13 protein-coding genes are annotated in these 20,228 nt (G+C 65.2%); 6 read left to right on the forward strand and 7 right to left on the reverse strand.

The genetic code is table 11. The annotated features are described in order from the left end of the window. Positions 1 to 74: 74 nt before the first annotated feature. From ToN1_RS19635 to ToN1_RS19665, 7 genes are all read right to left on the reverse strand, one after another. Positions 75 to 1,307: a flagellin gene (locus ToN1_RS19635; protein WP_169208651.1), complete on the reverse strand. Its 1,233-nt coding sequence runs from the start codon at positions 1,305 to 1,307 to the stop codon at positions 75 to 77. A 220-nt stretch (positions 1,308 to 1,527) separates the two neighbouring features. Further along, positions 1,528 to 3,339 carry a GGDEF domain-containing protein gene (locus ToN1_RS19640; protein WP_210147869.1) on the reverse strand — a complete coding sequence of 604 codons (1,812 nt, stop codon included), beginning with the start codon at positions 3,337 to 3,339 and terminating at the stop codon, positions 1,528 to 1,530. Positions 3,340 to 3,531: 192 nt separating this feature from the next. Continuing rightward, on the reverse strand, positions 3,532 to 3,690 hold the full coding sequence (locus ToN1_RS19645) for a hypothetical protein (protein WP_169208959.1): 159 nt from the start codon (positions 3,688 to 3,690) through the stop codon (positions 3,532 to 3,534). 180 nt (positions 3,691 to 3,870) lie between these two features. Then, positions 3,871 to 5,634, reverse strand: coding sequence for a dihydrolipoyl dehydrogenase (gene lpdA / locus ToN1_RS19650; protein ID WP_210147870.1), 1,764 nt, complete (start codon positions 5,632 to 5,634; stop codon positions 3,871 to 3,873). 12 nt (positions 5,635 to 5,646) lie between these two features. After that, entirely contained in the window at positions 5,647 to 7,338 is a 1,692-nt protein-coding gene (aceF, locus tag ToN1_RS19655; protein WP_169208397.1) for a dihydrolipoyllysine-residue acetyltransferase, read from the reverse strand. Between the two features lie 21 nt (positions 7,339 to 7,359). Then, positions 7,360 to 10,041 (reverse strand): pyruvate dehydrogenase (acetyl-transferring), homodimeric type, encoded by a 2,682-nt coding sequence (gene aceE / locus ToN1_RS19660; protein ID WP_169208396.1) that lies wholly within the window; start codon positions 10,039 to 10,041, stop codon positions 7,360 to 7,362. A 358-nt stretch (positions 10,042 to 10,399) separates the two neighbouring features. Beyond that, the gene (locus ToN1_RS19665) at positions 10,400 to 11,578 is read right to left on the reverse strand and encodes an ABC transporter substrate-binding protein (RefSeq protein WP_169208395.1); all 1,179 of its coding nucleotides are present in this window, start codon (positions 11,576 to 11,578) and stop codon (positions 10,400 to 10,402) included. A 222-nt stretch (positions 11,579 to 11,800) separates the two neighbouring features. Between ToN1_RS19665 and ToN1_RS19670 the strand changes: the two genes are divergently transcribed. From ToN1_RS19670 to ToN1_RS19695, 6 genes are all read left to right on the forward strand, one after another. Then, the gene (locus ToN1_RS19670) at positions 11,801 to 14,512 is read left to right on the forward strand and encodes a PAS domain S-box protein (protein ID WP_169208394.1); all 2,712 of its coding nucleotides are present in this window, start codon (positions 11,801 to 11,803) and stop codon (positions 14,510 to 14,512) included. Beyond that, a complete protein-coding gene (locus ToN1_RS19675) occupies positions 14,487 to 15,122 on the forward strand; it encodes a response regulator transcription factor (protein WP_169208393.1) in 636 nt (211 codons plus the stop codon). Before ToN1_RS19670 ends, ToN1_RS19675 begins: the two co-directional genes overlap by 26 nt. Before the next feature lie 28 nt (positions 15,123 to 15,150). After that, positions 15,151 to 15,750: a c-type cytochrome gene (locus tag ToN1_RS19680; protein ID WP_169208392.1), complete on the forward strand. Its 600-nt coding sequence runs from the start codon at positions 15,151 to 15,153 to the stop codon at positions 15,748 to 15,750. A 121-nt stretch (positions 15,751 to 15,871) separates the two neighbouring features. Beyond that, positions 15,872 to 17,512 (forward strand): methyl-accepting chemotaxis protein, encoded by a 1,641-nt coding sequence (locus ToN1_RS19685; RefSeq protein WP_169208391.1) that lies wholly within the window; start codon positions 15,872 to 15,874, stop codon positions 17,510 to 17,512. 108 nt (positions 17,513 to 17,620) lie between these two features. After that, positions 17,621 to 19,492, forward strand: coding sequence for a thiamine pyrophosphate-dependent enzyme (locus ToN1_RS19690; protein WP_169208390.1), 1,872 nt, complete (start codon positions 17,621 to 17,623; stop codon positions 19,490 to 19,492). Positions 19,493 to 19,500: 8 nt separating this feature from the next. Continuing rightward, positions 19,501 to 20,109: an indolepyruvate oxidoreductase subunit beta gene (locus tag ToN1_RS19695; protein WP_169208389.1), complete on the forward strand. Its 609-nt coding sequence runs from the start codon at positions 19,501 to 19,503 to the stop codon at positions 20,107 to 20,109. Positions 20,110 to 20,228 lie beyond the last annotated feature (119 nt).

The raw sequence follows: 20,228 nt of genomic DNA on the forward strand, positions 1-20,228 counted from the left end.
CCTCGTCCCCATTGGTAAAAGGCGCGGAACCCTTGCGAGCCCCGCGCCGATTAGCTCCATTTGTTACTTTGCGCTTAGCCGCGGAGCAGGCTCAGCACGTTTTGCGGCAGCGAGTTCGCTTGGGCGAGCATTGCAGTGCCGGCCTGCTGCAGGATCTGCGTGCGCGACAAATTAGCGGTCTCGGAAGCGAAGTCGGCGTCCATGATTCGCCCGCGCGCCGCCGACAGATTTTCAGAACTGGTTTGCAGGTTAGCAATGGTGGAGGCAAACCGGTTTTGCACTGCGCCCAAGTCAGCACGCATCGTATTGACTGCGTCGATTGCGCCATCCAGCATAGTCAGTGCCTTGTTTGCTCCGGCGACCGAACCTACATCAATGCTATCGAAGCCGACGCTCGCAGCGGCAAGACCCGTGGCTATTGTAGTTCCATCTACACCGTCGATGCCTAGCGCAACTCCGTCGTTGGTACCAGCCGCGAACGCGACAGTGTCGGTGCCGAACAAGCTGATCGAGAGATTCCCTGCGCCGTCATCGTCGAGTTGCGCTGTTACGCCTGATTCAGACGCCTTGACGTTAATTGCGTCGACCGTCCGTGACATCCATTCCTTGTACTCAGTGGTCGTAACGGAGGTATTGTCCCCAACCGACATATCTGTGCCGGAAATTGTGATGCCATTCAAGGTGAAACCGCCCACCTCCAACGACGTGCCAGCCGTTGCACCCGCAGCAGCGCTCAAGTCATCTGTTCCGGCCGGCGCTACCGCAGCTCCTGTTGCTTCCGCATAAGTGGATGATCCGAGTGCCGTCGAACGAGAGTCACCGAGCGAGTTGATCGCGATCGTCTGGTTCGCATTTGCACCGACTTGGAACGTAAAGCCACCGCTGGTGCCATCCAACAGCGCCGTTCCGTTGAAGGATGTCTGGTTCGCGACTCGGTTGATTTCATTCTTGAGCTGCGTGACCTCGCTCTGCAGAGCCGAACGATCGTCTGCCGACAGCGACCCGTTTGCAGCTTGGACCGACAATTCCCGCATGCGCTGAAGATTGTCTCCGATCTGTCCCAGCGCGCCTTCGGCGGTCTGGGCCAGGGAGATACCGTCGTTGGCATTGCGCGCGGCCTGGTTCAGACCACGGACTTGTGCGTTCATCCGTTCCGAAATTGCGAGACCCGCGGCGTCATCTTTGGCGCTATTGACGCGCAGACCGGAGGAAAGGCGCTGCAGCGAGGTGGCCAACGAGCTTTGTGATGTCGTTAGATTCCGTTGTGCGTTGAGGGACGGAACGTTGGTGTTGATCGTGAGTGCCATGATATTTCTCCTAGCGAGAATTGACTTCGGTTATCCCGGCTTCATGCCCTGTTTGCATCTGCGCGGGCGTTTTGTGTGCCGTTGAATCCATTAACGGAGGGCCCGGAAAAATCTTTAGGGAATTTGCAAGGAGATTTGTCGAGGGGCTTGTGAGGGCCCACGCATGGCCCGCTCGCGCATCACTCTTGGGTGCCGGCGCCCTTGCGGAGGCGCGTCCGGTTCAGACGACGGGATGTGCGACGACCTTGTTCTTGCCCGCCTGCTTCGCTCGGTACATGGCCTCGTCCGCGCGCTGGATGGTGCTGTCCACCGTGTCGTCAGGCTTCCACTCGGTGACGCCGGCACTGAAGGTGATGAGCACCTTGCGGTCGTGCGTGAGGAAGAAATTGCGCGTGAGTTCGCGTTGCAGGCGTACCAAGGCGGCCTGGGCCTGTTCGAGCGTGGTGTCCGGGTAGAGGAGGATGAACTCTTCGCCGCCGTGGCGGGAGATGGTGTCCTGCGGCCGGAGGCTTTGCCGGATGATGGTGGCGAGGTGGACCAGGGCTTCGTCGCCGGTGCGGTGGCCGAAGCTGTCGTTGAGCTGCTTGAAGTTGTCAAGGTCCAGCAGGGCGAGGCTCAGCGGGCTGTGGTGGCGGCGGGCGCGGGCGGCTTCCTTGTCGAAGGCTTCTTCCAGCCCGCGACGGTTGAGCATGCCGGTGAGCTGGTCGTGGCGCATCAGGCGGCTGGCTTCGTCGAGCTGGTGCTGCAACTCGTCCATCTTCGCTTCGGCGTCGCGCACTCGCTCGCGCGTGGCCTGCAGCTCGTCGCGTGAGCGGGCTGCTTCGTCGCGCATCGCGCGGGTTTCGTGCATGACTTCGAGCAGCACCCCGCCGATCTCGCCGATGTCATTGGCTGCGGAAATGCGGTCGGCGCAGCTGCCGATGCGGTCGTGGTAGGCACCGGTGGAGGCGGCAAAGTCGGCGAGATGGTCGATGAAGCCGGCAAGCATTTCCTTCAGCGAGCGCTGGGCTTCGGAGTGGTTGTGCTTGAGCTGGCTCTGCTTGTAGATGACCTCGCGCAGGCGGCGCTCCGCGTCGTCGATGTGGCGGACGTTGACGGGTTTGCCGACGAGCTCGCGCAGAACGTCGATCTGCCCCTGCAGCCAGGTGTCGTCGACGACGATCTGGTCGATGTTCTCGAGCAGCAAGCGCAGGAGATTGAGGACCCCGGTGTGGATTTCGGCGCGGTCGCCCGCGACGAGTTCGAGGCGGTAGCCGAATTTCCGCAGACGGGTGGACAGCGAGGCGAAGTCTGAGACGGTGCTGCTGGTACGTGCGGCGCCGGTGAACGCAGCGACTTCCTGGGCGAGCTCGGGCTGTTCGACCAGAAGGGGCGGCAGGACGGTTTCCAGCACCAGTTGGAGCGCCTCGCGCAGGGCGGCGAGGAGTTCGCCCGCTTCGCCGGGGGCAACAAGGCGGGGTGCGGGGGCCGCGCCGGACACGCCGGTCGGGGGCGTCAGGGGGGCTGCGGCATTGGGCTGGGGCGAGGGGAAAGCCATTTCGGACGGCGCCTCGGGGCTTGCCGGCAACCTCGACCACGCGTCGACGAGTCCGCGCAGGCGGGTGAAGAGCGTTTTTGGGTCGTTTGCGGCGAGCACGCGCTCGAGCGATTCGCGCTTTCGCGCAATGGTCCAGCCGATCTGGCGCGTTTCCCATTGCCTGAGGAGGGTGGCAATGAGCTCGTTCCAGGCGGGCTCCTGGTCGGACTTGAGGCTTGCCAGGTATAGGCCGAAAGCCTGCCGCGCCTTGTCCGTGTTCCCCTCGGCGAGCGCCTGGTCGAGCGCGCGTGCGAAGCGGGCCCGTTCGGCTGTGTCGCGCGGAAGCTGGCGGGCGAACGCGGCAAGGAGGCGGGCTTCTGCATGCGCCGACGCGGGGGGCGTCCCTGCGACTTCGTGGTAAAGCGCGGTGAAGTTCTCGGGTGTCGGCGGAAGGCGACGGGCTGCGATGAGGCGCAGGACTTCGCGGGCGATTTCCGACGGCAGGGTGGGGGGCATGGGACGGCCGGCCAGATGGGGAACGGTAGGGGCCGGATATATTAACCCGGACGAATTCGTCCGGGTCGGAGCGCGATGGCGCTGTGGCGCGAATTCCTGCACGAGGAGGTCGGGGTAAGCTCGCGATCGGGGTTCCGGCTGGCGGCCGGACATTCAGGGTGCTGGGCGGGCTTCATCCCGCCAGGGGGAGGTTCAGCAGTCGTCGGTCAGGCGGGCGCGCATGCGGAGCATGGCGACCGCGAAGATTGTTGCCGCAGCGAGGGTGGTGGCTTCGACGACGTGGCCGGTGCCGAGCATCAGGCCGGAGGTGCCGCCGCAACCCATCAGAAGGCGATTGATCCACTGTTCCATGTCGGTCTCCGTCGGAAAGAAAGCCCTCTGCGGGGCCGTGTTGATCGAGTGCTGTAAGTATATACAGTATTCGGATTCGGCCGCAAGCTCGGGGTTCGGTGTTCGCGTGTCGGAGGCGGGCTGGGTGATCACAATGAAAAAGGGGCGCCGAAGCGCCCCCTGATCGCGGTCCTGCCGTGCTTACTTCTTGCGCGGCGGCGGCACGTCGGTGCAGCTGCCGTGCGCGACTTCCGCGGCCATGCCGACGGTTTCGCCCAGGGTCGGGTGCGGGTGGATGGTCTTGCCGATATCCACCGCGTCCGCGCCCATCTCGATGGCGAGGCACACCTCGCCGATCATGTCGCCGGCCGAGGGGCCGACGATCGCACCGCCGATCACGCGATGCGTTTCGGCGTCGAAGATCAGCTTGGTGAAGCCATAGTCGGCACCGTTGGCGATCGCGCGGCCCGAAGCGGCCCACGGGAACTTCGCGGTCTCGACCTTGCGGCCTTCCTTCTTCGCCTGTTCTTCCGTGTAGCCGACCCAGGCCACTTCCGGATGGGTGTAGGCGACGCCCGGGATCACGGTGGCGTCGAACGCCGACTTCTCGCCGGCCGCGACTTCGGCGGCCACGTGCGCTTCATGCACGGCCTTGTGCGCGAGCATCGGGTTGCCGACGATGTCGCCGATGGCGAAGATGTTCGGCACGTTGGTGCGCATCTGCGCGTCGACCGGGATGAAGCCGCGGTCGGTGACGACGACGCCGGCCTTCTCGGCACCGATCTTCTTGCCGTTGGGGCTGCGGCCGGCGGCCTGCAGGATCATGTCGTAGCGCTGCGGTCCGCCCGGAGCCTTCTCGCCTTCGAAGGTGACCCACAGGCCGTCGTCCTTCGCCTCGACGGCGACGGTTTTGGTCTTGAGCATGATGCTGTCGAAGCGGTGGGCGTTCTGCTTCTCCCACACCTTCACGGCGTCGCGGTCCGGGCCCTGCATCAGGGCGTCGAGCATTTCGACGACGTCGACACGGGTGCCGAGGGTCGAATACACGGTCGCCATCTCGAGGCCGATGATGCCGCCGCCGATGACCAGCATCTTCGCCGGCACCTGGCGGAGTTCCAGTGCGCCGGTGGAGTCGACGATGCGCGGGTCGCGCGGGATGAAGGGCAGGTGCACTGCGGCCGAACCGGCGGCAATGATGCACTGCTTGAACTTGATGACCTTCTTCTCGCCGGTCTTGTCCTGACCGTCGCCGGTCGTGACTTCGACTTCGACGTGGTTCGGGTCGAGGAAGCTGCCGTATCCGCGCACGACGTCGACCTTGCGGCCCTTGGCCATGCCGGCGAGACCGCCGGTGAGCTTGCCGACAACCTTGTCCTTGTGGGCACGCAGCGCGTCGATATCGACGGTCGGCTTCGCGAAGGTGATGCCCGCGGCCGACATGTGCTCGGCTTCGTCCATCACGGCGGCGACGTGCAGCAGCGCCTTCGACGGGATGCAGCCGACGTTCAGGCACACACCGCCCAGCGTCGCGTAGCGCTCGACGATGACGGTCTTGAGACCGAGGTCGGCCGAGCGGAACGCGGCCGAGTAGCCGCCGGGGCCGGCGCCAAGCACGAGCATGTCGCACTCGATGTCGGCACCACCGGCGTGGCTCGCGGCGGCCGGGGCCGCCACAGGCGCAGCAGCCGGAGCCGGCGCGGCAGCGGGGGCTGCCGCAGCGGCCGCAGCTGCAGCTTCCACCTTCAGCAGCACGGCGCCTTCGCCGACCTTGTCGCCGACCTTCACCAGCACTTCGGTGACGACGCCTGCGGCCGAGGACGGTACGTCCATCGTCGCCTTGTCCGATTCGAGCGTGCAGATCGCGTCGTCGACCTTGATCGTGTCGCCGATCTTCACGAACAGCTCGATCACCGGGACGGAATCGAAATCGCCGATATCCGGAACCTTGACTTCAACTTGGCTCATGGCGCGGCCTCCTTACAGCATGACCCGACGGAAGTCGGCCAGCAGTTGCGCGAGATAGACGTTGAAGCGGGTCGCCAGCGCGCCGTCGATGACGCGGTGGTCGGCCGTGAGCGACATCGGCAGCGTCAGGCGCGGCACGAACTGCTTGCCGTCCCACACCGGCTTCATCACCGACTTGTTGACGCCAAGGATGGCGACTTCCGGCGCATTGACGATCGGTGCGAAGTAGGTGCCGCCGATGCCGCCCAGCGAGGAGATCGTGAAGCACGCGCCCGACATGTCGGCAGGGCCGAGCTTGCCGTCGCGGGCCTTCTTCGCGAGTTCGCCGGTTTCCGCGGCGATCTCGAACACGCTCTTCTTGTCGGCGTTCTTCACCACCGGCACGACCAGGCCGTTGGGGGTGTCCGCCGCGAAGGCGATGTTGAAGTACTTCTTGTAGACCAGGCTCAGTTCACCACCACTCGCATCGAGCGAAGTGTTGAACTCGGGGAATTCCTGCAGCGCGCGCACCGAGGCCTTGATGATGAAGGCGAGCATCGTGAGCTTCTTGCCCGACTTCTCGTTCTCCTTGTTCATCAGAACGCGGAAGGCTTCGAGGTCGGTGATGTCGGCGTCTTCGTGATAGGTCACGGCCGGGATCATGACCCAGTTGCGGGCGAGGTTCTGGCCGGAGATCTTCTTGATGCGCGACAGCGGCTTGGTTTCGATCTCGCCGAACTTGGAGAAATCGACCTTCGGCCAGGGCAGCAGATCGAGGCCACCACCGAGGCTGGCGCCGGCGGCGGCCGGAGCGGCCTTGCCCGGGACGACGCCGGTCTGCATCGCGCCCTTCACGAAGGCGATGACGTCTTCCTTGAGGATGCGGCCCTTTGGACCGGTGGCCTTGACCTGCGCGAGATCGACGCCGAGCTCACGTGAGTAGGCACGAACCGACGGGCTTGCGTGCACCTTGCCGCCGAGGGTGACGGCGGACGGCGCAACGGCAACGGCCGGGGCGGAGAGCGCCGACTGGCTGAAGGCGGCAGTCGAAGCGGCGGGAGTAGCTTGAACGGCGGTGGTTCCGGCTGCGGCAGGGGCCGATGGGGCGGCCGGGGCTGCTGCGGCGGCTGGAGCGGCGCCCGCACCTTCGACGACGATCAGCACGCTGCCCATCGACACTTTGTCGCCGAGCTTGACCTTCACTTCCTTGACGACGCCGGCGGCCGAGGACGGCACGTCCATCGTCGCCTTGTCCGATTCGAGGGTCGCGATCGCGTCATCGACCTTGATCGTGTCACCCACCTTCACGAAGAGCTCGATGACCGGTACGTCGGTGAAGTCGCCGATGTCCGGGACCGTGACTTCGATCGGGCCGGAGGCAGCCTGCGCTGCGGCGGGCGCAGCAGCGGGTGCAGCAGCCGGTGCCGGTGCTGCGGCAGGAGCCGGAGCAGCCGCGGGGGCAGGCGCTTCGGCGGCTGCGCCGTTGGCCGTCTCGACCTTGATCAGCACGCTGCCTTCGCCGACCTTGTCGCCGAGGGCGACCAGCACTTCCCTGACCACGCCGGCGGCCGAGGAGGGCACATCCATCGTCGCCTTGTCCGATTCCAGGGTCGCGATCGCGTCATCGATCTTGATGGTGTCGCCGACCTTTACGAACAGCTCGATGACCGGGACGGAATCGAAATCGCCGATGTCCGGGACCTTCACTTCAATGATTTGGCTCATGTTCTTGTCTCCCTCGCTCTCTTAGACGCTCATCGGGTTGGGCTTGGCGGGATCGAGGTTGTACTTCAGCAGGGCTGCGGCAACCTTGTCGCGCGGGATGAGGCCGTCGTCGGCGAGCGACTTCAGGGCGGCAACGGTGACCCAGTGGCGGTCGACTTCGAAGAAGTGGCGCAGCTTCTCGCGGGTGTCCGAGCGGCCGAAACCGTCGGTGCCGAGCGTCGTGTAGGTGCGCTTGACGAAGGGACGGATCTGCTCCGAGAACATGCGGATGTAGTCGGTCGCGGCGATCACCGGGCCGGTGGTGTCCTTCAGGCACTTCTCGACGTGCGACAGGCGCGGCGCCTCCATCGGGTGCAGCATGTTCCAGCGCTCGGCGTCCTGACCGTCGCGGGCCAACTGGTTGAAGCTCGGGCAGCCCCAGATGTCGGCTTCGACGCCCCAGTCGTTCTTCAACAGGTCGGCCGCGGCGATGACTTCGCGGAAGATCGTGCCGGAACCCAGCAGCTGCACGCGCAGCTTGCCTTCGGCGCCCTTACGGAACGCGTACATGCCCTTGATGATGTCGGCCGCAGTGTCAGACCCTTCGCCGGCAGGCATCTCGGGATGCTCGTAGTTCTCGTTCATCACCGTGATGTAGTAGTACACGTCCTGCTGTTCGGCGAACATGCGGCGCATGCCGTCCTGCACGATGACGGCGACTTCGTACTGGAAGGTCGGGTCATAGCTGACGCAGTTCGGGATCATGTTGGCCATCACGAGGCTGTGGCCGTCCTCGTGCTGCAGGCCTTCGCCGTTCAGCGTCGTGCGGCCGGCGGTGCCGCCGATCAGGAAGCCGCGGGTACGCTGGTCCGCAGCCGCCCAGCACAGGTCCATCGTGCGCTGCAGGCCGAACATCGAATAGAAGATGTAGAACGGCACCATCTGCACGCCATGCACCGAGTAGGCGGTGCCGGCGGCGATCCAGTCGGCCATCGCACCGGCTTCGTTGATGCCTTCCTGCAGCACCTGGCCGGTCTTCGATTCCTTGTAGAACATCAGCTGGTCATGGTCTTCCGGAACGTAGTTCTGGCCTTGCTGGTTCCAGATGCCGTACTGGCGGAACATGCCTTCCATGCCGAAGGTGCGCGACTCGTCCGGGACGATCGGCACGATGTGGCGGCCGATCTGCTTGTCCTTGAGCAGCGTGTTCATGATGCGCACGACCGCCATCGTCGTCGACAGCTCGCGGCCTTCGCCCGAAGCCTTCAGCAGCGCGGCGAAGTTTTCGAGCGCGGGCACGGCGAGCGGATCGGCCGTGCGGCGGCGCTGCGGCAGGAAGCCGCCGAGCGACATGCGCCGCTCCATCATGTACTTGTACTCGGGCGAATCCTCGGCGAACTTCAGGTAGGGCAGCTCGGCGAGCTTGTCGTCCGGCACGGGGATGCCGAAGCGGTCGCGGAAGCGGCGGATCCCCTCTTCATCGAGCTTCTTCTGCTGGTGCGAGATGTTCATCGCCTCGCCGGCCTGGCCCATGCCGAAGCCCTTGACGGTCTTGGCGAGGATCAGCGTCGGGGCGCCCTTGTGCTCGACGGCGGCCTTGTAGGCCGAGAAGATCTTGAACAGATCGTGGCCGCCGCGGTTCAGGTGCCAGACCTCGTCGTCGGTCCAGTCGGCGACCATCGCCTTCAGTTCCGGCGTGTTGAAGAAGTGCTCGCGCACGTAGGCGCCGTTCTTCGCCTTGAAGGTCTGGTACTCGCCGTCGACGCATTCCATCATGCGCTTCTTCAGCAGCCCCTTGGTGTCGCGGGCGAGCAGGGCATCCCAGTGCGTACCCCAGATCAGCTTGATGACGTTCCAGCCGGCGCCGCGGAACTCGGCTTCCAGTTCCTGGATGATCTTGCCGTTGCCGCGCACCGGGCCGTCCAGGCGCTGCAGATTGCAGTTGATGACGAAGACCAGGTTGTCGAGCTTTTCACGCGCGGCCATGCCGATTGCGCCCAGCGATTCGACCTCGTCGGTCTCGCCGTCGCCGAGGAAGGCCCAGACCTTCCGGTCCTGCGCCTTGGCCATGTCACGGCTGTCCATGTACTTCATGAAGCGCGCGGCGTAGATCGCGCACAGGGGGCCGAGGCCCATCGACACCGTCGGGAACTGCCAGAAGTCCGGCATCAGCCAGGGGTGCGGATAGGACGAGATGCCCTTGCCGTCGACTTCCTGGCGGAAGTTGTCCATCTGCTCTTCGCTCAGGCGACCGAGCATGAAGGCGCGCGCATAGACGCCCGGGACCGAGTGGCCCTGGAAGAAGATCAGGTCGCCGCCGTGCTCTGCGCTCGGGGCGCGCCAGAAATGCGAGAAACCCACGTCATAGAGCGCTGCCGCCGACGCGAAGGAGGCGATGTGGCCGCCAACGTTCGTGTGTTTGTTCGCACGCACCACCATCGCCATCGCATTCCAGCGGATGTACGAATGGAGCTTGATCTCCATGTCCGGGTTGCCCGGGTACTTCGGCTGCTGGCTGGCGGGGATGGTGTTGATGTACTGGGTCGTCGCCGAATAGGGGATGTCGATCCCTTCTTCGCGGCCGGCTTCGATCAGCTTCTCGATCAGGAAATGCGCGCGGTCCTGGCCTTCATTGGCGACGACGGCCTGGAGGGCGTCCAGCCATTCCTGCGTCTCGATCGTGTCCGGGTCCGTCTGCAGCGTTACGTTGGGTGTCGCGGCCATGCTCTGTCTCCGTATGTTGAGCTTCGCGGTTGGCGAATCCGCCCTTGATAGGTGGTTCGGGTCGAATCCGTGAGGTGCCGGTCGAGGTCGTCGAGCAGCATTTTTCGCATTCTAAAACGAGATTTCAGGATGTGCAATCATCTCCGATGCTCATTTCGGGCAGGGAAACGGGCATGCGGAAAGCACGGCAAAAGCCGCAGCGCGAGCGGCCTCTGGCGCGATCGTCGGGGCGGTGGCGGGACGTGTGCAGCGGGGAACAGGTGATCCGCCCAGCTGGGGGCGGGAAAAAAATCGGCCGGGAGAAAGGGAGGGAGAGGAAGATCTCCCGGCCGATTCGGAAAGCGGAATGCTGAGGGGGCTAGCGGCCCGATGCCCTGCGACGGTCTTCATCGTAGGCAAATACCACGCGTCCGTCGCGAACCTCGCCCATGAAAATATCATGAACGCTGGTAATCGTCTCGTGGCGGTCCTTCGAAAAGGGGGTGCGATACGTCATGACCACGCCCTCGATCTTCTCGTTGAGGTTCTCCAGCGCCTCGCGGACGCGGTCGCCATCGGTGGTGCCTGCCTGGCGGATCGCTGCGGCGAGCAGAAGAAGAGAATCATACCCCTGAGCGGCGGCGGGTGGGACAGGAATGCGCGCGCTGCCGGTCGATTCGCGCCATGCCTCGATGAAGGCCTTGCGCCGGCTGCTCGTCGGCTCCGGGATGAATGTCTGCGGCATGCGTGCACCTTCTGCGTTGGGGCCGGCGTTGTCGATGAAGTTCGACATCGCCAGGGTCCAGCTGCCGATCAGCGGCACCCGCCAATTGATGCGTGCCATGCCGTTGGCGATCTGCGCGAGCTCGGGCCCGATGCCGTAGGTCAGGATCGCTTCCGCGCCGGCCTCGCGCGCCCGGCGCAGCGGCATCGTCATGTCGGTCTGCTGCAGGTTGAAGCGTTCGACCGCGACCGGCTTCAGGTTGCGCTCGGCGAGCGTGCGTTCGAGATCCTCGCGCCCGAGCTGGCCGTAGTTCGTCGCGTCATGGAAGATCGCGACGCGCTTCAGCCCGCGCCGCTCGACGGCTTCGCTGACGATCATCGCCGCCTGTATCGTGTCGTTTGCCGAGATGCGAAAAACGAAATTGTCCGGATGCTGCGGGGGCAGGAATTGCCGGGTCACGATCGAGCCAGTGGCGACCGAGGTGATGATGGGGATGCGCGCCTCCTGGTAGAAGCGCTGGCTCGCGAGGGCGACACCGGTGTTGACGATACCCAGTCCTGCGACGACATGATGCTTGTTGATGAGCTCCTGCACCACTTGGGCGCCGCGTTCATTGCGCGCTTCGTCGTCGCGCTCGATGAGTTCGATCTGCCGGCCGAGGACGCCGCCTTTCGCGTTCAGCTCGGCGGCGGCGATGCGAATACCTTCGCGCATGGAGATCCCCATCGGGCTCGATCCGCCCGTGAACGGCCCGGATACCCCGATGCGTATGGGGTCGGCCGCGAGTGTGGGCAGGGCGAGGAGACACAGCAGTGCGAGGAGCAGGCGCAGCACGCGGAAATCTCACATCAGATGGGAAGGCCAACAATGTACGTGGGGGGGCGGTCGGGCAGAATTGGCGAAAACCCCAAGCGCACCGCCGGTGCTCCCCTTTAGGGGAAAACCCGACTGACGCCGCCGCGCCGCCGCCATGACAATTGCGGCGGTCCGCACCGCTTGCGCAGATGCGCGTTTGTGCTGCCTGTCGCCCCATCCTGCCGCCCGTTTTGCACTCCGATGTCCGACCCCATCGATTCCGTCCGCCATGCACGGACCCGCCTGTACTGGACCGCTCCCTACGTGGCGGTGGGTGTCTTCGCGCTCACGATGTTGGGTCTTGTCTGGCTGTTGCAGTTGCGCGATGCGGAAACGCAACGCAATGCGGTTGCGCGCGACGTGCAGTGGGCCGAGCAGACGATGCGCCTGCACATGCAGGGCACCGAGGAGTTCCTCAACCAGCTCGCCCGCGACCTTGCCGTGTCGGCGCTCGACCAGAACGGCTTCCAGGTGCGCGCCAACCAGCACATCGCCAACAACGGCGAACTCGTGAACGTCGTGTGGGTCGGCCCGGAAGAGCTGGTGCGCTGGACTGCGCCCTTCGATACCACCGACTGGCTGACCGGCGATGCGTTGTCGCGTATCCAGGCAACCGCGATGTATCGCGCGCGCGACACAGGGCATGCGACCTACGGCGAGGCCTATCAGACGCCTGGAAAGCGCTACGTGCTGGATGTGTTCGTCCCGGTGCGCCACGGGCGCGAGTTCCTGGGGGCAGTCGTCGGTGTGTACTCGATCGAGCGTGTGCTGCAGTACCTCGTGCCCAGCTGGTTTGGCGAGAAGTACCATCTTGCGCTGATCGGCCCGCAGGGCGAGACGCTGGCGGTCAATTCAAGCGTCGTGGACCTCGATCAGTCGATTTCCTATTCGATTCCGCTCGACCCCCCGGGTACCGGCCTGGTGCTGCGTGCAACTGCATTCCGCACCCCCAGCCAGCTGCCGCAGGCCCTGCCGACGGCGATGATCGTCGGCTTGTCCGTGATCGTGTTGTGGACCCTGTGGCTGCTGCGATCGCACGTGCAACGCCGCGTGCGCGTGGAGAAGGAACGCGACCGGCTGTTCAACCTGTCGCTCGACCTGCTGTGCATCGTCGGCCTCGACGGCGTGTTCCGGCGCGCGAATCCGGCGTTCGAGCGCATCCTCGGCTATCTGCCGGACGAACTGCCCGGGCGAGGGCTGCTCGATCTCGTGCATGCCGACGACGTTCCCTTCGCCGTCGAGCAGATGCGCCGGCTCGCGGACGGCCAGCCGGTGAGCTTCGAGATCCGCTGCCGTTGCGCCGACGGCAGCTTCCGCTGGCTGGACTGGAGCATCAATCCGGTGCGCGAGGAAAAGCTGGTGTATGCCGTCGCGCACGACATCACCGGCCGCAAGGCGGGCGAGGAGGCATTGCGCGCGGAGTCGGCCTTCCGCAAGGCGATGGAAGAGTCGGTGATGACCGGCATGCGCGCCATCGACCTCACGGGCCGGATCATCTATGTGAACTCCGCCTTCTGCCGCATGGTCGGCTTCGAAGAGGAGGAACTCCTCGGCGCCACGCGTCCCTTCCCCTACTGGGCGCCCGAGGAGCTCGATGTCTGCAGCCACAACCTCGATCTGACCCTGCTGGGCCGGGCGCCGCCGAGCGGCTTCGAGATGCACATCCGGCGCAAGAACGGCGAGCGCATCGACGCACGCTTCTACCTGTCGCCACTGATCGACGCCAATGGCGTGCAGACGGGCTGGATGGCCTCGGTCACCGACATCACCGAGCCGAAGCGCATCCGTGCCGCGCTGGAGGCCGCGCACGAGCGTTTCGAGGCGGTGATCGACGGCCTCGAGGCGGCGGTGTTCGTGGCCGATGCGCGTACCGACGAGATCCTGTTCGCCAACCGCGCCTTCAAGAACATCCATGGCTTCGATGCCGTCGGGCGGACGGTGCGCGTCGTCGCCGTGCCGCAGCCCGAGCGCGGCGATTACCCGGTCGATCCGCGTGGCCTGACCGCCGCCGACCTGCCGCGCGAACTCTTCGACGGCGAACTGCAGCATCCGCTCTCCGGCCGCTGGTATCACGTGCGCGAACACGCGACACGCTGGGTGGATGGGCGCGTCGTGCGCATGGGCATCGCCACCGACATCACCGAACGCAAGCAGACTGCAGAAGTCTCGCGCCAGCAGGCCGAGCGCCTGCAGCGCACCTCGCGTCTGATCACGATGGGCGAGATGGCGTCCACGCTCGCGCACGAGCTCAACCAGCCGCTGTCGGCGATCGCCAACTACTGCATGGGCTGCGTGACGCGCATCCAGTCCGGCAGCGCGCGTGAGGAGGATCTGCTGGCGGCGATGCAGAAGGCGAGTTTCCAGGCCGAGCGCGCCGGCAAGATCATCCGCCGCATTCGCGAGTTCGTGAAGAAGAGCGAGCCGCGCCGCAGCGCGGTGCAAATTTCGGACGTGCTGGACGACGCGATCGGTTTCGCCGAGATCGACGCCCGGCGTGTGAGTTCGCGTATCGTGTCGGAGGTGGCGCCCGACCTGCCGGCAGTGTTTGCCGACCGCATCATGATCGAGCAGGTCGTCCTGAACCTGATCAAGAACGGCGTCGACGCGATGGCCGACCTGCCGTCCGAGCAGCGCGTGCTGACGGTGCGCGCGCGCGCGCTGGGGCCGCGGGCGGTGGAAGTGGCCGTGATCGACCGTGGGCACGGCATTGGTGACGAGGAGCGCAGCCACCTGTTCACACCCTTCTACACGACCAAGTCGGAAGGCATGGGCATGGGACTCAACATCTGCCGCTCGATCATCGAGTTTCATGACGGGCGATTGATTGTGGACTCCAATCCGGAAGGGGGTACCATCTTTTCGTTCACCTTGCCTACAGAGTTCGCCAGTGACCGCACCGTCCGCCGCACCTGAACAATGCATCTACGTCATCGACGACGACGAAGCCCTGCGCGATTCGCTCGTGTGGCTGCTCGAATCGAGCGGCTATTGCGTGCAGGCATGGGAATCCGCCGAAAGCTTCCTGCGCGACTACCTGCCGACGATGACAGGTTGCGTCGTGCTCGACGTGCGCATGCCCGGCATGAGCGGGCTGGAACTCTTCGAGGAGCTCAAGCGCCGGCACTTCACGCTGCCAGTGATTTTCATCACCGGCCATGGTGACGTGCCGATGGCAGTATCGGCGGTGAAAAAAGGCGCCGTCGATTTCATCGAGAAGCCGTTCAGCGAGCGCGACATGCTGAGCCTGATCTCGGAATGTCTTGCGGCCGAGCAGCAGAGCCGCGACAAGCGGCAGCTCGAGGCCGACACCGCACGGCGCCTCATGCACCTCACGCAGCGCGAGCGAGAGGTGCTGGATCTCATCATCGCGGGCAAGCTCAACAAGCAGATCGCCGACGTGCTCGGCATCAGCATCAAGACGGTGGAAGTGCACCGGGCACGCGTGATGGAGAAGATGGAGGCCAACTCGCTGGCCGAACTCGTGCAGAACGTGCTGGCGGTGCCCGGAGGTGGCGGCCGCTGATGGATGTGCTGCCGTTGCAGGAGGAGTCATGGGCGTCGGGAAGTGTCTGGTTGCAAGCCTCGTACTCGGGTGCATGGCCCCGGCCGTCGCGGCCCCCGACCGTCCCGTGGAGCAACTGGTGCGCGAGCGCTGTCGCAAGTGCCACGGCACGAACGGCCTGAGCGGCGAGGCCGAGTTTCCCAAGCTTGCGGGGCAGGACGTCGAATACCTCACCCGGCAGATGGCCAACTTCAAGACCGGGGTGCGCACCAGCAAGCGCATGAAGCAGCGCGTCAAAGACCTCTCCGGCGGCGAAATGCGTGCGCTGGCCGAATATTTCAGCGCCAAGCCGATCGTGCCGGAGCAGGGCGCCGACCCGGTGCAGGTCGATGCCGGTCGCCACATCTATTATTCGGGCATCCCGGCGAAAGGCGTCACGGCCTGCACCACCTGCCACGGACCGCAGGGCCGCGGGGCGATGTACCTGCCGCGCCTCGCCGGGCAGCATGCGCAGTATCTTGGCTCGCAGTTGCGCGCCTTCCGGGAACATTCCCGCACCTCACCCAACATGGTCATGCACACGGTGGTGGAGAACATCGCCGACGCCGAGATCGAGGCCGTCGCGAAGTTTCTCAGCGTGATGGAGTGAAAGCCGTCGGCGGGCCTGCCGCCGATCATTGTGGTTCGTCTCTCAAGTTTGGGTACCTACACCCGTTAATGGTCCTTATTACATTAATATTTGCGGCCATTAAAATTCGAGGGGGTAGTTTGTGCCGAACCTATACGGACTGAGTGTCGGATTCCGCCTGCGTCTGATCGTGATCGTCGCGTTCGTTCTGTTCGCCGCGGTGATGGTCCAGGCCGTGGTCTCCTTCCGGGGAGCGATGGAGGATGAGCGCAAGGGGACCGTCCAACATTCCGTGGAGTCGGTCCATGGCACGCTCGAGTACTTCCAAAAGCGCGAGGCGGCCGGCGAATTGAGCCGCGAGGACGCCCAGGCGGCTGCCAAGGCCGCCATCAAGGGCTTGCGTCATGGTGATGGCGAGTATTTCTTCATCACCGACATGCATCCGCACACCCTGATGCACCCGATCAAGCCGGAACTCGACGGGCGCGACATGAGTGATGCCGCCGACCCCAAGGGCAAGCGCCTGTTCGTCGAATTCGTCAAGGTCGTGCGCAAGGACGGCGCGGGGTTCGTCGACTACCTCTGGCCAAAGCCGGGCGAAAGCGAGCCGCAGCCGAAGATTTCGTACGTCAAGGGTTTTGCGCCCTGGGGCTGGATCATCGGGACCGGCGTCTACGTGAACGACATGAATCGCGTGTTCTGGCGCCAGACGACGCAGACCCTGGTCTTCGCCGGCGTGGCGGTGCTGTTGCTGATCCTCGTCTCCTGGCGTATCGGTCGCGGCATCCTGCGCCAGCTCGGCGGCGAGCCGTCTGAACTGCAGCGTATCGCCGCCCGGATCGCCGAGCGCGACCTGACTTCGCACGTGAAGGTAAAAGAGGACGATTCGCGCAGCATCACCTACGCGATGGACCAGATGCAGTCCCGCCTCGCTGAAGTGATCCGGCGGGTGCGCGACAATGCCCACGATGTTACCGACGCCGTACACCAGGCGGCCGATGCGGGGCAGGCGATCCACGACGCGGCTCTGCATCAGACCGAGGTCGCCGGCAGTACCGCGGCCGCCATCGAGCAGATGGCCGTGAGCATTGCGCACGTGTCCGATAACACCGACGAGGCGCGCAGCAACTCGCAGCGCACCGCGGAGGTTGCCCAACGCGGCGAGGATCTCGCCCGCGATGCTTCGGAGGGCATTGCGCAAATTTCCGATACCGTGACCAGCGCCGCCAAGCAGATCCAGGTCCTGCGCGATCGTTCCGGCGAGATTGGCGAAATTGCCGACGTGATTCGCGAGATATCCGACCAGACCAACCTGCTGGCGCTCAATGCTGCGATCGAGGCCGCCCGCGCAGGTGAGCAGGGCCGCGGATTCGCCGTCGTTGCCGACGAGGTGCGCAAGCTCGCCGAACGCACCGGTGCTGCCACGGCGCAGATCTCGCAGGTGATCGTATCGGTGAAGGCCGAGACCGAAAGCGCGGTGGCGAGCATCGAAGAGATCGTGCCCAAGGTGGACTCGGGCGCCCGCCGTTCCAAGGAGGCAGCCGATGCATTGCGCCAGATCCGCGAGGGGGCTCACGACACGCTGGGGCGTCTCGAAGACGTCGTGCTGTCGATGAAGGAGCTCACCGCGGCGAGCAACAGCGTCGCAACGAACATGCAGGAGGTCGCACAGATGGCCGAGCGCAGTAGCAGCGAAATCCGCAGCAGCACCGAGTCGACGGAAAAATTGAAGCACAGCGCCGAAGCGCTGGAAGCCCTCACCGCGGGTTTCCGCGTCGACTGAAATCCTTCCGGAAACGGGGTATTTTGCCCCGTTTGATCCTGGTCAATAGGGCAAAGTTGACCGATCGGTAAACTTTGCCTTCCGATTCATATCGCCCAGGGTCACCCCATGCCTGTCACTCAGACCGTTCCCGCGGCCGCCCGCATGTTCCTGTCCGGCAACGACGCGGTCGCGCGTGCCGTCTGGGAAGCAGGCACCCGCGTCGCAGCTGCCTACCCGGGCACCCCGTCGACCGAGATCCTCGAAGTCCTGTCGCGCTACCCCGACCTGCACACCGAGTGGTCGGTCAACGAGAAGGTTTCGATGGAAGTGGCCCTCGGCGCCTCGATGGTCGGCGCGCGCGCCTTCTGCGCGATGAAGCATGTCGGCCTCAACGTCGCCTCCGACGCGCTGATGACGATGACCGTCACCGGCACCGAAGGCGGCCTCGTGATCGCCGTCGCCGACGACGTCGGCATGTCCTCGTCGCAAAACGAACAGGACTCGCGCTACTGGGGCCGCTTCGCCCACGTCCCGGTGCTCGAACCCGCCGATTCGCACGAAGCCTACGCGATGACGCTCGCTGCGTTCGAGCTGTCGGAGCGCCTGAAGAGCCCGGTGATCCTGCGCCTGACGACGCGCATCTGCCACGTGAAGGGGGTCGTGCAGACCGGCGAGCGCATCGAGATCGAACCCGCCGGCTTCGTCAAGGACCCGCGTCACTGGGTCATGGTGCCGGGCAACGCCAAGCCGCGCCTCCCCTCGATGTTCGTGCGCGAGGCCGCCGCGCGTGCCGAGGCTGAGATCTCCCCGCTCAATTTCCAGGTCGACGGCAGCGACCGCCGCATCGGCTTCGTCGCCTCGGGCCCCACCTTCATGCACGTGCGCGAGGCCTTCCCCGATGCGCCCGTGTTCAAGCTCGGCCTGTCCTGTCCGCCGCCGCTGGAAAGCCTGCGGCGTTTCGCTGGCACGGTCGATAGCGTCCTGGTGGTCGAGGAAACCGAGCCGCTGCTCGAGACCGAGATGAAGGCCGCCGGCATCGCCTGCCATGGCAAGGACGTATTGCCGCGCATCGGAGAACTTGCGCCCGATGTGCTGGAGCCCGCGGTCAGGCGCCTGCGCGGCGAGGTTGTGCCGGAGCCGGAGCACGTCCCGGCGCAGCAGGTCTTCCCGCGCCCGCCGACGATGTGTGTCGCGTGCCCGCACCTTGGCGTGTATTACACGCTGTCGCAGATGCGCAACGTCATCATCTCCGGCGACATCGGCTGCTACACCCTCGGCGCCGGCCATCCGTGGAACGCGCTCGACTCCTGCATCTCGATGGGCGCGTCGATGGGCACCGCGCTCGGCATGGACAAGGGGCGCGGCAAGGTCGACGAGAACAAGAAGGTCGTCGCGGTCATCGGCGACTCGACCTTCATGCACATGGGCATGCAGGGCCTGCTCGACATCACCTGGAACCGCGGCAACGTCACCGTGCTGCTGCTCGACAACCGCGCCGTCGGCATGACTGGCGGTCAGGACAACCCCGGCACCGGACGCGACATCCACGGCGAGGAAACCCCGCGTGTCGATTTCGCCAAGCTGTGCGAGGCGCTTGGCGTGAAGAGCGAACGCATCCGCGTCGTCGATCCCTACGAGTTGCCGGTGCTGTTCAAGGCGCTGCGCGAGGAAACCAAGATCGAGGAGCCCTCGGTCATCATCACGAACCGCCCCTGCGTGCTCATCGATCACTATCAGCCGGCCAAGTCCTATACGGTCATCGAAGATCGCTGCACCGGCTGTGGCAACTGCGTCGAGGTCGGCTGTCCGGCGATCCACGTCACGCGCCGCGACAAGGCCGTCAAGGCGTCCGGCAAGGAGGTCGATCTCTCCTTCGTGCGCATCGAGACCTCGGCCTGCACCGGCTGCGGCCTGTGCGTGCAGCCCTGCGCGCCCGAGGCCATCGTGCATGCCGACCCCGTCCAATCCGTCCAGTCCGTGCAGTTCGTCAGGAAGTGAGCGCCACCATGTCCCAGATAACCAACATCCTCGTGTGCGGCGTCGGCGGCCAGGGCGTCATGACGGCGACCGAAATCCTTGCCGAAGCTGCGATCTCCCTCGCCTTCGACGTGAAGAAGACCGAAGTCGCCGGCATGAGCCAGCGCGGCGGGGTCGTCACCTCGCACCTGCGTTTCGGCAGGGTCGTGCTGTCACCGCAGATCGTGCCGGGCGAGGCGGACCTGCTCATCGGATTCGAATCGGCCGAGGCACTGCGTTGGAGCCACATGCTGAAGCCGGGCGGTGTCGCGCTCGTGAACTCGGGGCGCATCGTGCCGCCAGTGGTCAATCTCGGCCTGTTCGACTATCCGGAAGATCCCGTCGCCAAGATGCGCGCGCTGGGGCTGACCGTGCATGCGTTCGACGCGACGACGATCGCGACCGACCTCGGCAACATCAGGCTCGGCAACACCGTGATGCTCGGCGCCTGCGCCGACCACCTGCCGTTCCCCGCGCAGGTGCTGCGTGATGCAGTGCTCGCGCGTTTCGGCACGCGCAAACCGCATCTGGTCGAAGCCAACCGCCAGGCTTTCGAGGCCGGTCGTCAGGCCGTCGGTGGCGACGCGTTGGCAGCCTGAGGGGCAGCCGTCGTTGCGCCGTCCGCGCGGGATGATTCAAGCGGCCATCAGGTACAACCGCGCGCGCTGACCGTTTCCAAGGGCGCTGTCCGCTCGGGGTTTCCTCGCCGTGTCGGTTT

The sequence above is a fragment of the Aromatoleum petrolei genome (assembly GCF_017894385.1).
Taxonomy (GTDB): Bacteria; Pseudomonadota; Gammaproteobacteria; order Burkholderiales; family Rhodocyclaceae; genus Aromatoleum; species Aromatoleum petrolei.